This window comes from Streptosporangium sp. NBC_01810 (assembly GCF_035917355.1).
Lineage (GTDB): Bacteria > Actinomycetota > Actinomycetes > Streptosporangiales > Streptosporangiaceae > Streptosporangium.
The window spans coordinates 260,633-273,808 of record NZ_CP109070.1; the positions used below are offsets into that span (position 1 = coordinate 260,633).

At 69.5% G+C, this 13,176-nt stretch carries 14 protein-coding genes and 3 tRNA genes; 8 read left to right on the top strand and 9 right to left on the bottom strand.

From position 1 onward, the window contains the following. Window positions 1–2: 2 nt before the first annotated feature. The 5 genes from OIE13_RS01145 to OIE13_RS01165 are packed head-to-tail and all read right to left on the bottom strand — an operon-like array spanning window position 3 to window position 2,602. Window positions 3–725, bottom strand: coding sequence for a DUF6286 domain-containing protein (locus tag OIE13_RS01145; RefSeq protein WP_326644016.1), 723 nt, complete (start codon window positions 723–725; stop codon window positions 3–5). Then, a complete protein-coding gene (locus tag OIE13_RS01150; protein ID WP_326644014.1) occupies window positions 722–1,330 on the bottom strand; it encodes an Asp23/Gls24 family envelope stress response protein in 609 nt (202 codons plus the stop codon). Before OIE13_RS01150 ends, OIE13_RS01145 begins: the two co-directional genes overlap by 4 nt. Then, window positions 1,327–1,515: a hypothetical protein gene (locus OIE13_RS01155; protein WP_326647132.1), complete on the bottom strand. Its 189-nt coding sequence runs from the start codon at window positions 1,513–1,515 to the stop codon at window positions 1,327–1,329. The genes OIE13_RS01150 and OIE13_RS01155 overlap by 4 nt, the downstream gene beginning before the upstream one ends. Next, the gene (locus OIE13_RS01160; RefSeq protein WP_326829429.1) at window positions 1,512–2,099 is read right to left on the bottom strand and encodes a hypothetical protein; all 588 of its coding nucleotides are present in this window, start codon (window positions 2,097–2,099) and stop codon (window positions 1,512–1,514) included. The genes OIE13_RS01155 and OIE13_RS01160 overlap by 4 nt, the downstream gene beginning before the upstream one ends. An 8-nt stretch (window positions 2,100–2,107) precedes the next feature. Further along, window positions 2,108–2,602, bottom strand: a complete 495-nt coding sequence (locus OIE13_RS01165) for an Asp23/Gls24 family envelope stress response protein (RefSeq protein WP_326644012.1) — start codon at window positions 2,600–2,602, stop codon at window positions 2,108–2,110. Window positions 2,603–2,870: 268 nt separating this feature from the next. Here OIE13_RS01165 and OIE13_RS01170 point away from each other — a divergent pair, with 268 nt between their 5' ends. Together OIE13_RS01170 and gltX are read left to right on the top strand one after the other, a co-directional pair. Next, complete coding sequence (locus OIE13_RS01170; protein WP_326644010.1) at window positions 2,871–3,647, top strand: fumarylacetoacetate hydrolase family protein; 777 nt, start codon at window positions 2,871–2,873, stop codon at window positions 3,645–3,647. Window positions 3,648–3,675: 28 nt separating this feature from the next. Then, window positions 3,676–5,007 (top strand): glutamate--tRNA ligase, encoded by a 1,332-nt coding sequence (gene gltX / locus OIE13_RS01175; protein ID WP_326646884.1) that lies wholly within the window; start codon window positions 3,676–3,678, stop codon window positions 5,005–5,007. 163 nt (window positions 5,008–5,170) lie between these two features. Here gltX and OIE13_RS01180 read toward each other — a convergent pair whose 3' ends face one another. Continuing rightward, entirely contained in the window at window positions 5,171–5,407 is a 237-nt protein-coding gene (locus OIE13_RS01180) for a hypothetical protein (RefSeq protein WP_326644008.1), read from the bottom strand. Window positions 5,408–5,601: 194 nt separating this feature from the next. Continuing rightward, entirely contained in the window at window positions 5,602–7,581 is a 1,980-nt protein-coding gene (locus OIE13_RS01185; RefSeq protein WP_326644007.1) for a M3 family metallopeptidase, read from the bottom strand. Window positions 7,582–7,756: 175 nt separating this feature from the next. Here OIE13_RS01185 and OIE13_RS01190 point away from each other — a divergent pair. The 3 genes from OIE13_RS01190 to OIE13_RS01200 all read left to right on the top strand — a co-directional run bounded on the left by OIE13_RS01190 (window position 7,757) and on the right by OIE13_RS01200 (window position 8,052). Then, window positions 7,757–7,828, top strand: a tRNA-Gln gene (locus OIE13_RS01190). Between the two features lie 62 nt (window positions 7,829–7,890). After that, window positions 7,891–7,966: transfer RNA gene (locus OIE13_RS01195), tRNA-Glu, on the top strand. Between the two features lie 13 nt (window positions 7,967–7,979). Then, window positions 7,980–8,052, top strand: a tRNA-Glu gene (locus tag OIE13_RS01200). 152 nt (window positions 8,053–8,204) lie between these two features. On the opposite strand, the gene OIE13_RS01205 is transcribed toward OIE13_RS01200, so the two are convergent. Together OIE13_RS01205 and OIE13_RS01210 are read right to left on the bottom strand one after the other, a co-directional pair. After that, complete coding sequence (locus tag OIE13_RS01205; RefSeq protein ID WP_326644005.1) at window positions 8,205–9,947, bottom strand: hypothetical protein; 1,743 nt, start codon at window positions 9,945–9,947, stop codon at window positions 8,205–8,207. Window positions 9,948–10,026: 79 nt separating this feature from the next. Further along, entirely contained in the window at window positions 10,027–10,743 is a 717-nt protein-coding gene (locus OIE13_RS01210) for an IclR family transcriptional regulator (protein ID WP_326644003.1), read from the bottom strand. A gap of 70 nt (window positions 10,744–10,813) precedes the next feature. Here OIE13_RS01210 and leuC point away from each other — a divergent pair, with 70 nt between their 5' ends. The 3 genes from leuC to OIE13_RS01225 are packed head-to-tail and all read left to right on the top strand — an operon-like array spanning window position 10,814 to window position 13,023. Beyond that, window positions 10,814–12,190, top strand: coding sequence for a 3-isopropylmalate dehydratase large subunit (gene leuC / locus OIE13_RS01215; RefSeq protein WP_326644001.1), 1,377 nt, complete (start codon window positions 10,814–10,816; stop codon window positions 12,188–12,190). Between the two features lie 12 nt (window positions 12,191–12,202). Next, complete coding sequence (gene leuD / locus OIE13_RS01220) at window positions 12,203–12,790, top strand: 3-isopropylmalate dehydratase small subunit (RefSeq protein ID WP_326829431.1); 588 nt, start codon at window positions 12,203–12,205, stop codon at window positions 12,788–12,790. Next, window positions 12,769–13,023, top strand: coding sequence for a hypothetical protein (locus tag OIE13_RS01225; protein ID WP_326643997.1), 255 nt, complete (start codon window positions 12,769–12,771; stop codon window positions 13,021–13,023). Before leuD ends, OIE13_RS01225 begins: the two co-directional genes overlap by 22 nt. Window positions 13,024–13,176: the final 153 nt, after the last annotated feature.

Consider the following 13,176-nt stretch of genomic DNA (forward strand, 5'->3'; position numbering starts at 1 on the left):
GCTCACTTCCCTCGCAGGTGCACGTGGACCGGATGGTTCCAGACGGGGGAGAGCGCGACGATCCGCGCGGCCACCGCCTCCCGTACGGCGTCGGCCAGTCCGGTGGTGTCCCGAACGCCGCTGTGGGCGTCCACTCGCACGGTCTTCCCCACCAGCCGTACCCTGGCCCGGTCGACCCCCTGCACCCGCTCGGCCGTGTGGGCCAGCGACCGGGCGAAGCCCCGGCGCTGCATGCCGATGACCAGGTCCTTGTCGCCCGTCCTCACCGGGATCAGCGTGGGCCGCCCCGGGATGAGCGCGAACAGCACCAGCAGCAGGCCCAGCAGGCCGATCAGGCCCGCGCCCGCCATCACTCGCGGATCGCTCCACGGCGTTGACGATGCCCAGGTGAGCATCCGGTCGTAGGGCAGCAGGCGTAGCGGGTGGCCCACCAGCGCGGAGATGACCTCCAGCGCCACGATGACGCCGATCGCCGTCATCAGCACGGCCGTGATGACCGAGGGGACCACCCGGCGCGGGCGGAAGGCCCTGACCGCCGCGCGATCCGCGGAGGCGTCCCTCGCCACCTCGTCGGGTGCCCGCGACGCGGGCGGTTCCACGAACGCCGAACCGGGCGCGGCCGGGATCTCCTCGGTCGGCCCCGTCTCGGAGACATGCTCGGAGAAGGGCGTCTCGGAGACATGCTCGGAGAAGGGGCCGGCCGGGTCGGGGGTCTGGGAGGTCATCGCCCTTCCTCCCGTGACGGGACGTCGGTCCCGTGGGCCGCCGTGTCCGGTGTCCGGAAGTCGGGCTGGTTCCCGCCCTCGGCCCATGAGAGCCCGCCTGAGACCTCGTGCGAGGTCTCGGCAGGGCTCTCGGCCGGGTTCTCGGGGGCGCGGGTCACGTTGGTGACGTCGATGTCGATGTGGCCGACCTCCATGCCGGTCAGCGTCATGATCCGCTCGGCGACATGGCGCCGGACCTCGTCGGCCACCTCGCGGATCGGGGCCGGATACTCCACGGTCACATCCAGCCGGAGCGTCGCGAGCGTGCCGTCGACGGCGGCGCGGGTGCCGCCGCGGAAGGACAGCGGCCCCTGTTCGCCGACCTTCCGCACCCGTGCCACCTCTCTGGCCGCGCCGGCCGCGATGCGTGACACCACCCGGTTGGATATGTCGGTTCTGCCGCGCAGTTCGGCCGGCACGGCCCGTTGTGACGGCTGGGCTGGTACGGCGGGTGGCGCGGACCGCTCGGTCCCGGCGAGGACGGAGCCCACCTGGTCGGCGGGGAGGCCGCCCGGGTCCGCGGCCGTTCCCGAGGAGGTGGCGCGGTGCTCGACGGGGGTGTTCATCGCCGTCTCGCCGAGAGCCGGGACAGGTCGACCTCGCCGACCTCCGCGAAGTGGCCGATAAGGAATCCGATGGCGCCCAGCACGAGCACCAGCAGGAATGCCCCGAAGCCGCCGAAGGCTCCGGCGAAGCCCAGAAGAACGCCGACGATCGTGCCGAGCACGGACCACACTGGGAACTTGTTCATGTCAAACCTCCGATATGGACATTCACCGGCCGGTCGTCCGCCATCGGGACGACCGCCGCGCGTATCTCGTCGGCGATCTCCGGTAGCGGGCGCCCCAGCTTGACGACCACCGAGACCTCGATCCCGTCCTCGTGCAGCGCGACACCGGAGATCCTCTCGCCGGGCAGGTAGGTCGCCACCGTCCCGAACGGGCCGCCCGAGAGGTCGACGACATCGGGGCAGCGCCGTACGGCGTCGGCTATCCCGTGCGCGAGACCCGACTCCTGGCGGGCAGGGTCCCGCTCAGTGGCCCGCCCAGTGGCCTGCTCACTGGCCCGCTCAGCGGCCGCGGCCGGTTTCTCGCGGGCAGGACCCGCCTTCTCGCCGGGTGCCGCGGCTGTCGTGCGGGCCGGGCCCCGTGGCCTCTGCGCGGGAACGGCCTCCGCCGGGGTGGCAGGCCGGTGGGCCGGGTGCTCCAGTCTGTGTGCGGGCATGACGGCCGGGGTCGGGTGCTCCGGTCCGTGCTCGGGCATGACGGCCGGGGTCGGGTGCTCCGGTCCGTGCTCGGGCATGACGGCCGGGGTCGGGTGCTCCGGTCCGTGCACCGGATCTCTCACTGGACGCGCGGCTCAGGCCCGGACGACTCCCCCGAATCGTCCTTGTCCTGGCCGGGCATGTGGACGTCGGAGACCTTGATGTTGACCTCGGTGACCTCTAGCCCGCACATGCGCTCGATCGCCGTGATCACGTTGCGGCGTACGGCGGTGGCCAGGTCGGGGATGGCCATGCCGTATTCGACGACCACTTCGAGGTCGGCGGCGGCCTGACGCTCGCCCACCTCGACGGAGACCCCCTGCGTGATGTTCTGGTCGGCGCCGACCATTCCGCGTACCGCGCCTAGGGCGCGCGCCGTGCTCGCGCCCATGTTGTGCACGCCGGGAATCTCCCGGGCCGCCAAGCCCGCGATCTTCGCTACGACGGCGCTCTCGATGGTGGTGGTTCCCCTGGGAGTGACCAGGCCACCCTGGGATCCGGGAGTGTCGGTGCGTGCCCGGGGCACAGATACCTCGTCGCCCTTGGGCCTGTTCACCGTGCTGGCTTCAGTCACGTCCGTTCCTTCCCCCGAGGGAAGACCTGCTGGCCCTCCCGCATACTGACAGAAACGGTCATACCCCTAGTATTCCTGGCAATCAGGACATACTTATTCTTAACTCAATCGTGGTCGTATTGGGAAAATAGGTTTTATGGGTATTTTTAGTTGTATATAGCCCAGAGGGTTCGGTGGTGTGCTGGAGGATGCCGGACGGGCGGGGCGCGAGTCCTCCGGAGACGCGGGGGCGGTCAGGCGAGACCTGGAGCCCGACTAGCCTTGTCGTGTGCGTATAGCGAGGTTCTCCACAGGAGACGGTGTCGGGTTCGGGGTGGTCGAGGGTGGACCAGGGGAGGAGTTCGTCTCCGCGATCTCCGGTCACCCGTTCGGACCGATCCAGTTCACCGGTGAGCGTTACTCGCTCTCCCAGGTCAGGCTGGTCGCGCCCATGCTGCCCAGCAAGGTCGTCGCGATCGGCAAGAACTACGCCGACCACGCCCACGAGATGGGCGGCGAGGTCCCCGACGAGCCACTGGTCTTCCTCAAGCCGTCGACCTCGGTGATCGGTTCGGGTGAGGCCATCGCCTACCCGACGACCCTGTCCCAGCGGGTCGACTACGAGGGGGAGCTGGCGGTGGTGATCGGCAGGCTCTGCCGGGAGGTGCCCCGTGAGCGGGCCCACGAGGTCATCTTCGGCTACACCTGCGCCAACGACGTCACGGCCAGAGATCTGCAGAAGAAGGACGTCCAGTTCACCCGGGCCAAGGGCTTCGACACGTTCTGCCCGCTCGGCCCGTGGATCCAGACCGAGCTCGACCCGAGCGACGTCGCCATCGTCACCTCCGTGAACGGCGAGGTCAAGCAGAGCTCGCGCACCTCCAAGCTCATGTACGACATCCCCGCGCTGATCGCTCACGTGAGCGCGGTCATGACTCTGATCCCCGGCGACGTCATCCTCACCGGGACGCCCGAAGGGGTCGGCCCGCTCAGCGTCGGCGACGAGGTCAGCGTCTTCATCGAAGGAATCGGCACTCTCAGCAACCGGGTGGTCTCCCGTGATTAGGGTTCGTTTCGCCCCCTCGCCGACCGGCATGTTCCATGTCGGCGGCGCCCGCTCCGCGCTGTTCAACTGGGCCCTGGCCGAGAGGACCGGCGGAAGGTTCGTGCTCCGAATCGAGGACACCGACGCCGCGCGTAACCGGCCGGAATGGACCGAGGGCATCATCTCGGCGCTCGCCTGGATCGGGATCAACGACGGTGCCCCGGCCTTCGAGGGGCCCTACTTCCAGTCCTCGTACGAGAAGCAGCACCGCGAGGCCGCGGCCAGGCTGCTGGCCGAGGGCCGGGCCTACTACTGCACGTGCACTCGCGACGAGGTCAAGGCCCGCACCGGGTCCGAGCACCAGGGGTACGACGGCTTCTGCCGCGACCGGGGCCTGACCGAGGGCGCGCTCCGCTTCCGCACCCCCGGCGAGGGCGTCACCGTGATCTCCGACCTGGTCCGCGGCACCGTCGAGTTCCCCAACGGCGCGATGGAGGACTTCGTCATCGCGCGCGGCGACGGCTCCCCGCTCTTCGTGCTGGCCAACGTCGTCGACGACGTCGAGATGCGGATCAGCCACGTGGTCCGCGCCGAGGAGCACCTGTCCAACACCCCCAAGCAGCAGCTGCTCTGGGAGGCGCTCGGCGTCACCCCGCCCACCTGGGCGCACGTGCCGGTCATCGTCAACGAGAAGCGCCAGAAGCTGTCCAAGCGCCGCGACAAGGTCGCCCTGGAGTCCTACCGCGAGGAGGGCTACCTGGCCGAGGCGATGGTCAACTACCTGATGCTGCTCGGCTGGGGACCCGGCGACGACCGGGAGATCATGCCCTGGTCGGAGATGGTGCCGCTGTTCAAGCTGGAGGACGTCAACCCCTCCCCGGCCTTCTTCGACGAGAAGAAGCTCCGCGCGTTCAACGGCGAGTACATCAGGGCACTGCCCCTGGAGGAGTTCATCGCCCGCTGCGAGCCGTGGCTGGACCCGAGCTGGGACCGCGAGACCTTCGCCAAGGTCGCCGAGCTCGCCCAGACCCGCATCGCGGTCCTGTCCGAGATCACGGCGAATGTGGACTTCCTCTTCCTGGACGAGCCCGTCTTCGACCAGGTGTCGTGGGACAAGGCCATGAAGAACTCCGCCGTGGAGATCCTCACCGGCTACCTCGACCGGCTTGAGAAGGTCGAGATGGACCCCGAGTCGCTCAAGACGGCGCTGGAGGAGGTCGGCGTCTCCTGCGGCCTCAAGCTCGGCAAGGCCCAGGCGCCGGTCCGGGTGGCCGTCACCGGCCGCACCGTCGGCCTGCCGCTGTTCGAGTCGATCGAGGTCCTCGGCCGGACGCGGTCGATGGACCGCATCCGCGCCGCCCTCGCCAGGCTCCAGGCCTGAGGAACGCAGACCGGACGAGGCTCGGGTGTGCGGCGGAGCCGTCAGCGCATCGGAGGTCATCGTGGAGCCGGGGGTTCCGCCCAGGCCTGGGAGGAGTCACCCCCACCCAGGCCGGGGCAGGACCGGTGGTGCGGGAAGGATCAGGTCGGCAGGCCCCGGCGCCCTAGGAGGGGCGTGCCGGCGCCGTCCCGTGCGAGGCGAGCGGTCTGACCCCGCCGGGCAGCGGGAAGAGCTGGGGCGCCGTCTTCTCGTTGACCGCGGCCTCGTACTCCTCGGCCGTCATCGGCGGGAACATCAGCGACGTGAACAGCATGCCCTCGTCCCTGGTGATGCCCGTCAGCATGGGCACGCGGTGGAAGCGGCCCTCCCCGAACACCTTCGAGGGATCTTCGGGCAGCACCGCGTTACCGTACGCCGGCCCCCGGTGCCAGCAGCAGGGCGCAGGCCAGGCCGGAGACGAGCGCGGCGCCCATCCCGGTCCACTTCCATGGTCGTTTCATGGTGTTCAGTGTGCGCACCGCCCGTGCGGAGCGCATTGGAGATGCGTACCCGTCCGGGGTGCGGTTTCCCGCACCCCGGACGGTGCGCGAAGGGCTATGCCTCCAGGCCGCGGCGCTTCAGCAGAGGCTCGATGCGCGGGTCGCGGCCGCGGAAGTCGCGGAAGGCGTCCATCACGTCCCGCGAACCGCCGACCGACAGCAGGGTGGAGCGGAAGTGGTCGCCGTTGCCGCGCGTCAGGCCGCCGTTCTCCTCGAACCAGTCGACGCTCTCGGCGTCCAGCACCTCGCTCCAGATGTAGGAGTAGTAGCCGGCGCTGTAGCCGCCCACCCCGCTGACGAAGATGTGCGCGAAGTAGTTGGTCCGATAGCGGGTGCGGACCAGGTCGTAGGCGATCCCGGCGCGCTCCAGGACCGCGTTCTCGAACGCCTCGGCGTCCTCGACCCTCTCGCCCGCGGCCAGCTTGTGCCAGGCCCAGTCCAGCAGCGCCGCCGCGAGATACTCGACGGTGGCGAAACCCTGGTTGAACTTCTCCGCGGCCCTCATCTTCTCCAGGAGCTCCGCGGGCACCGGCTCGCCGGTCTCGTGGTGCCTGGCGAAGCCCGCGAGGATCGAGGGCCAGGTGGCCCACATCTCGTTGACCTGCGAGGGGTACTCCACGAAGTCGCGCGGCACGTCGGTGCCGGAGACCCGGGGGAAGCGCACATCGGAGAAGAGGCCGTGCAGGGCGTGGCCGAACTCGTGGAAGGCGGTGTTGACCTCCTCGAACGTCAGCAGCGTCGGACCCTCGGAGGGCTTGGTGATGTTGAGGTTGTTCATCACCACGGGCAGCTCGCCGAACAGGTGCGACTGGGTGACCAGGTTGTTCATCCAGGCGCCGCCGCGCTTGGTCGGCCGGGCGTACGGGTCGAACACGAACAGGCCGAGTGGTGAGCCGTTCGCGTCGGACACCTCGAAGACCCGGACGTCCGGGTGGTACCCGGCCAGGTCGTCCCGGTCGGCGAAGGTGATCCCGTACAGCTCGCCGGCGGCGCGGAAGACACCGTCCCGCAGCACCCGGTCCAGCTCAAAGTAGGGGCGAAGGTCGGCGGCGTCGAAGTCGTAGCGGGCCTTGCGCACCCGTTCGGCGTAGAAGGACCAGTCCCACGGCGCCAGGGGGAAGCCGGCCTGCTCGCTCAGCGCCTCGGCCTCCCGGCGGGCGTTGGCCACCGCGGGACCCACCAGCTTGCCGAGCATCTCCTCGACGGCGTCGGTGGTCTTGGCGGTCTGGTCGGCGACGGAGTATGCGGCGTGGTTGGGATAGCCGAGCAGGGCCGCCCGCTCGGCGCGGAGCATCGCCATCCTGGCCGCCAGCTCGAAGTTCTCCGGCGCCCGGCCGACGGACAGCTCGTACAGCCTCCTGCGGGTCTCCCGGTCGGTCAGCTCGGCCAGCGCGGGCTGGTTGGTGTAGTTGAACAGCGGCAGGACGTAGCCGCCGTCCTTCTCGATCGCCTTGATCGTGCTCTCGGCGAGCCCGTCCAGCAGCTTGACGTCCTCGACGACCAGCGCGGAGGCCGTGGAGGCCGTGAGCAGGTTCTGGGAGAAGGTCGTGGCGAGCCTGGTCAGTTCCTCGTTGAGCGCCCTGAGGTGATCCTGGTCGCTCTCGGACAGATCCGCGCCGGCCCTGACGAAGTCGACGCGGTACTTCTGCAGCAGCCACGCCTCCTCGGGGTCGTCGGTGGCCACCTGTTTGATCCGGGCGTACAGGGCGCGGTTCAGGCGGATGGAGTCGGCGTGCTGGGTCAGCCGGGGGGAGACCTGGGTCTCGATCTCCCGGATGCCGTCGGTCGTGTCGGAGGCGGAGATGCTGCTGAAGACGGTCACGACCCGCTTGAGAATCCGGCCCGAGCGCTCCAGGGCCTCGATCGTGTTGGCGAACGTCGGGGGCTCCGGGTTGTCGGCGATCTCCCGCACCTCGCGCAGCTGGTCGGCCATGCCGCGCTCGAAGGCGGGAAGGTAGTGCTCCTCCCTGATCAGGGCGAACGGCGGCAGTCCGTACGGCAGCGTGCTGGGTTCGAAGAACGGGTTCTCGGCCAAGGCGGGAACTCCTCTCAGGTGGACGGATCTCTCCAGCAGGGTTACACAGCGGACCTTCGTTGCGGCAGCCCGGTGATACCGCGATTCGGTCGCAGGCAATCGTTTTGGTCTTGACCCCCAACCTGGGCTATTCTTTCGGAGGCGCCAGCGAGTCCCGCAAGGGAGTCCAGCGCGGTGGGGTATGGTGTAATTGGCAACACGGCTGATTCTGGTTCAGTTGTTCTAGGTTCGAGTCCTGGTACCCCAGCTGCATCTTCTCCGGAAGATGCCGCAGATTCGGCTCCCTCCGAATCTGATGACAGTGTGTAGGGTCCCGTCGTCTAGTGGCCCAGGACGCCGCCCTCTCAAGGCGGTAGCGCCGGTTCGAATCCGGTCGGGACTACCACTGTCTCTCGCAAGGCTCCGTCGTCTAGTGGCCTAGGACGCCGCCCTCTCAAGGCGGTAGCGCCGGTTCGAATCCGGTCGGGGCTACAAGTGCGAAACCCCCGGGAGCAACGGCTCCCGGGGGCTTTTTTCGTTTCAGGGGCGCCTGAACGCTCCCCGCCATGGCGGAACAGGAACTTCCCGCCATGGCGGAACAGGAAAGGGACGGGGCGCCGCCCCGTCCCTTTCCTGTTCCGTTCCTAGTTCTGCCCCGAGCGGGCCTTGAACAGGGCACGCTTGGCGGCCTTGCCGACCTGCTTGTCCGGATGCGCCTTGCCGATCGCCTCCAGCAGTTCCTCCAGGTGCGGGTGCGGCACCTTCCAGATCACTTCGAGCAGGCTGACCAGGTTCGGCACGTTGCCGATGTCGTCCAGGCTGCTGACGAACTCGGGACGGCCCAGGCCGGCGGAGATGGTCAGCATGTCGAGGATCAGCCAGTGGGTGTCGGCCTGGGTGGGCGGGGGAGCGTCCTCGACGCCCAGTTGGGCCAGGTGGGTGGCCGCGTACGGGCGCAGGGACGGCTCGTCGAGCGCCTCCCGCCAGGCGGGTATGGCCACCTCGCCGAGCGAGCCGACCATGCTGGCCGCCTGGACCCGGATCAGCGCGTTCGCGTCGTCCTCGGCCGCGGCCTCCAGCAGGTCCCTGGCGGCCTGTTCGGGCGCGCGCAACTCCATCCAGGCCTCGAACTCGGCGTCCGCCTCCTCCTCGGGCAGCTCGGAGCCGAAGGAGAGCAGGTCCAGGGCGGTCATCGCGTCGATGGCGGGCCGGGCGTCCAGCTCGATGTCGGCGTCGTCCACGAGGTGGACCACGCCTTCCATGCCGAGCGGGGTCAGCCGCACCTGGTCGTGCTCGACCTCGACCATGCCGTACCCGGCCAGCCAGTCGAGCACCGGGTTGAGCGGGTCGCCGTACTGCGCGGTGGCGGCGGCCCAGGCCTCCGTGCCCAGGTCGTCGTACTCGGCGGCGGCCTCGGCCAGCTCGGTGCGGAGCTCGGCCAGCGGCTTCGAACCGGTCGCCAGCAGCACCCGGACCAGCAGTGCCCTGGTCAGCCCGGACAGGGCGATCGTGGCCTCCTCGTCCTCCAGCTCCGGGTCGCCGTAGTCGATGGAGTGCAGACCGGCCATCCACGCGTCGAGGGCGTCGTCGTCCTCCTCGAAGGGCCACTCCGCGGTGTCGGCGTCGACGCTGACCGTGTCCTCCCCCTCGGGCTGGAGGAAGTCGAGGTCGATCGCGAGGTTCCAGATGTTCCAGAGCGCGGGGACGGAGTCGGCCAGCGACTTGTCGCCCTTCTCGGGAACGGGGAGGCCGAGGGCGGCCAGGGCCTCGGTGATCTCGGCGTCGTCGAGCAGGCTCGTCTCGCCCACCCGGCGCTCCGAGCCGACCCAGACCGCGAGGTCGCGGGCCTTGGAGATCAGAGGTGCCCTGCGGGTGGCCGCGGCCAGCTCGGAGTCGGGGCGGAGCCTGATCGTCGGCAGCTCGGAGAGCTCGTCGGCGAAAGGCTCGAAGTCGCCGAGCCCCTCGGACTCCTCCTCGTCGTCGTACTCGTCGTCCTCGTCCTCCTCGACGACAAGATCCTCCATGGCGTCGACGAAGTCGTCTTCGAGGCGGTCGAGCTCGGCGAGCAGGTCCCCCAGCGGAGCGGAGCCCTTGGCCAGGCGGTCGGACTCCGACAGGAAGGTCAGGTAGGCGCGGATCGCGGGCACCATGCCGTCGGCGGCGGCGTCCGGGTCCTCGACGACCTGGGGCATCCGGTCGAGGAGAACCGTGCGCAGGTCGGACTGCCTCCACCGGCCGACGTCGTCGGAGGCGATCAGCCGGTGCCACAGCGCGACAGAGCCGACCAGGTTGGAATCGCTGCCGGGCGCGTTCTCACGCGCCCACAGGATGAAGTTCTGGAGCAGGGGACGCAGTTCAGCCGCGGCTGCCTCGATGCGATCTGTCACCTGCCCAGCCTAGGGGGCCGCAGGGGTGCTCGCCTCCTCATATCGCCCACAGGTCGACCGGTGTCAGCCGCCGTGGACGTCAGTTGGCGCGGCGCATCGACTCGGTGATCCGTTCGGCGGCGGTGACCACGGGGGCGGCGTGCAGCCTGCCGGGGGTGCGGGTCAGGCGCTCGATCGGGCCGGAGACCGACACCGCGGCGACCACCTTGCCGCCCGCGCCCCTGATCGGCGCCGAGACGCTGGCCACGCCCTGCTCGCGCTCGCCGACGCTGTGCGCCCAGCCCCTGCGCCGCACGCTCGCGAGCGTGGCCGCGGTGAACTTGGCCCCGCGCAGGCCCCGGTGCAGGCGGTCGGGCTCCTCCCAGGCGAGCAGGATCTGCGCCGCGGACCCCGCGAGCATCGGCAGGGCCGAGCCGACCGGCACGGTGTCGCGCAGTCCGCTGGCACGTTCGGCGGCGGCCACGCAGACCCGCTCGTCGCCCTGGCGCCGGTAGAGTTGCGCGCTCTCCCCGGTCAGGTCCCGTAGCTGGGTGAGGACCGGCGAGGCGACGGCCAGCAGCCTGTCCTCACCGGCGGCGGTGGACAGTTCGGACAGGCGGGGGCCCAGGACGAAACGGCCCTGGGTGTCGCGGGTGACGATGCGGTGGTGTTCCAGGGCGACGGCCAGCCGGTGGGCGGTGGGGCGGGCCAGGCCGGTGGCCTGTACGAGCTGCGCGAGGGACGCAGGGCCGGCTTCAAGGGCGTTGAGCACGAGGACGGCCTTGTCCAGTACGCCGACTCCGCTAGAGTTGTCCATACACCGATACTGCCGTCTCGACATATGAGAAAGCAAGTGGATGTGGGACAGCCGATCGCAAGGAGGCGACATGGGCCGCACGCTCGCGGAGAAGGTCTGGGAGCAGCACGTCGTGCGACGTGCCGAGGGAGAACCGGACCTGCTCTACATCGACCTGCACCTCATTCACGAGGTCACGAGCCCGCAGGCGTTCGACGGCCTGCGCATGGCGGGTCGCCCCGTCAGGCGGCCCGACCTCACCATCGCCACCGAGGACCACAACGTCCCGACCGTACGCGGCCCCATCGACGACCCGGTGTCGCGGGTGCAGGTGGAGACGCTGCGCAAGAACTGCGCGGAGTTCGGCGTCCGGCTGCACCCGATGGGTGACGCGGGGCAGGGCGTGGTCCACATCATCGGCCCGCAGTTCGGCCTGACCCAGCCCGGCATGACGATCGTGTGTGGTGATTCTCACACCTCCACCCACGGCGCCTTCGGCGGCATCGCGTTCGGCATCGGCACCTCCGAGGTGGAGCATGTGCTGGCCACCCAGACGCTGCCCGCCTACCGGCCGAAGACCATGGCCATCGAGGTCTCCGGCGAGCTGCCCCCCGGTGTCACCGCCAAGGACCTGATTCTGGCGATCATCGCCAAGATCGGCACCGGCGGCGGCCAGGGCCACATCGTCGAATACCGCGGTGAGGCCATCCGCAAGCTCTCCATGGAGGGCCGGATGACCGTCTGCAACATGTCCATCGAGGCGGGCGCCCGCGCGGGCATGATCGCTCCGGACGAGACCACCTTCGAATATCTCAAGGGCCGTCCGCACGCGCCGTCCGGTGCCGACTGGGACGCCGCGGTCGAGTACTGGAAGTCACTGGTCAGCGACGAGGACGCGGTCTTCGACACCGTCGTGGAGATCGACGCCACGACGCTGACCCCGTTCGTCACCTGGGGCACCAACCCGGGCCAGGGTGCCCCGCTGGGAATGCCGGTGCCCCGCCCCGAGGACACCGACGACCCGGCCGCCGCCGCGCGTGCCCTGGAGTACATGGGCCTGACCGCGGGTACCCCGCTCCGCGAGGTCAAGGTCGACACGGTCTTCGTGGGCTCCTGCACCAACGGCAGGCTGGAGGACCTGCGCGCCGCCGCCGAGGTGCTGCGCGGGCGCCAGGTCGTGACGCGCACGCTGATCGTGCCCGGCTCGATGCTGGTCAAGCTGCAGGCCGAGCAGGAGGGGCTGCACGAGGTCTTCAAGGCCGCGGGCGCCGAATGGCGCGAGGCCGGCTGCTCCATGTGCCTGGGCATGAACCCCGACACCCTCGCCCCCGGCGAGCGCAGCGCCTCGACCTCCAACCGCAACTTCGAGGGACGCCAGGGCAAGGGCGGCCGTACGCACCTCGTGTCCCCGCAGGTCGCCGCCGCGACCGCCGTCACCGGCAAACTCACCGCGCCCGCCGACCTGTAAGGAGTCCTCGAGATGGAAGCGTTCGTCACCCACACCGGCCGGGCCGTTCCGCTGCGCCGCAGCAACGTGGACACCGACCAGATCATCCCCGCCGTCTGGCTCAAGCAGGTCAGCAGGACCGGGTTCGAGAAAGGCCTGTTCTCCGCCTGGCGCGAGGACCCCGGCTTCGTCCTGAACGACCCCGTTCACGCCGGCGCCACGGTCCTGCTCGCCGGCCCCGACTTCGGCACCGGCTCCTCCCGCGAGCACGCGGTCTGGGCCCTGCAGCAGTACGGCTTCCGCGCCGTGATCGCAGCCCGTTTCGGAGATATCTTCCGTAATAATTCCACCAAGATGGGCCTGCTCCCGGTCGTCCTGCCGGGCGAGGTCGTCGAGGCGCTGCAGACCGCGGTCGAGGCGGACCCGACCCTGGAAATCACCGTTGACCTGGAGGGACGCCAGGTCCGCTGGGGCGCGGAGGCCGTCGCCTTCGAGATCGACGACTACACGCGCTGGCGGCTGATGGAGGGCCTGGACGACATCGGGCTGACCCTGCGCAACGCCGATGCCATCGGGACATACGAGAATGGTCGGCAGCCATGGCTGCCGACGACCATCTGACGAGTTCAGAACACGAGCTGGCGTGGCGGCTGCGCGAGGCGCACCGCCGCGTCCGGTCCCTGCACGTCTCCGTCGAGGAGAGAAAACGTCTCACCAGGCGCCTTCTGGCCATCTGCGATATGGCCAAGCGTGACCTCGATCACGCCACAGGGCGCCTTGATTTGTTCCTTCTCAGCATTGATGTCTTGGTTTCAGATACGCCGAGCACTGGAAACATTGCGGAAGGTGATTGAGTCATACGGCTCCGTCCCCTAATTTCAAGCGAGCAGGGGGTTTCTCACCGTGATCGTTGATGAGAGATCTGTGATGAGACCCCTCGCCGTGACAAATCGGGTGAGACGGGTTTTCTGCCCCGTGACCCACTCCCGGACATCGGTAAGCAGGGG

Coding starts and splice junctions, on each gene's coding strand:
- OIE13_RS01145 (WP_326644016.1), bottom strand. CDS start 725: ATGACCTCCCAGACCCCCGACCCGGCCGGCCCCTTCTCCGAGCATGTC.
- OIE13_RS01150 (WP_326644014.1), bottom strand. CDS start 1,330: ATGAACACCCCCGTCGAGCACCGCGCCACCTCCTCGGGAACGGCCGCG.
- OIE13_RS01155 (WP_326647132.1), bottom strand. CDS start 1,515: ATGAACAAGTTCCCAGTGTGGTCCGTGCTCGGCACGATCGTCGGCGTT.
- gltX (WP_326646884.1), top strand. CDS start 3,676: ATGTTCCATGTCGGCGGCGCCCGCTCCGCGCTGTTCAACTGGGCCCTG.
- OIE13_RS01210 (WP_326644003.1), bottom strand. CDS start 10,743: ATGGACAACTCTAGCGGAGTCGGCGTACTGGACAAGGCCGTCCTCGTG.
- leuC (WP_326644001.1), top strand. CDS start 10,814: ATGGGCCGCACGCTCGCGGAGAAGGTCTGGGAGCAGCACGTCGTGCGA.
- leuD (WP_326829431.1), top strand. CDS start 12,203: ATGGAAGCGTTCGTCACCCACACCGGCCGGGCCGTTCCGCTGCGCCGC.
- OIE13_RS01225 (WP_326643997.1), top strand. CDS start 12,769: ATGGCTGCCGACGACCATCTGACGAGTTCAGAACACGAGCTGGCGTGG.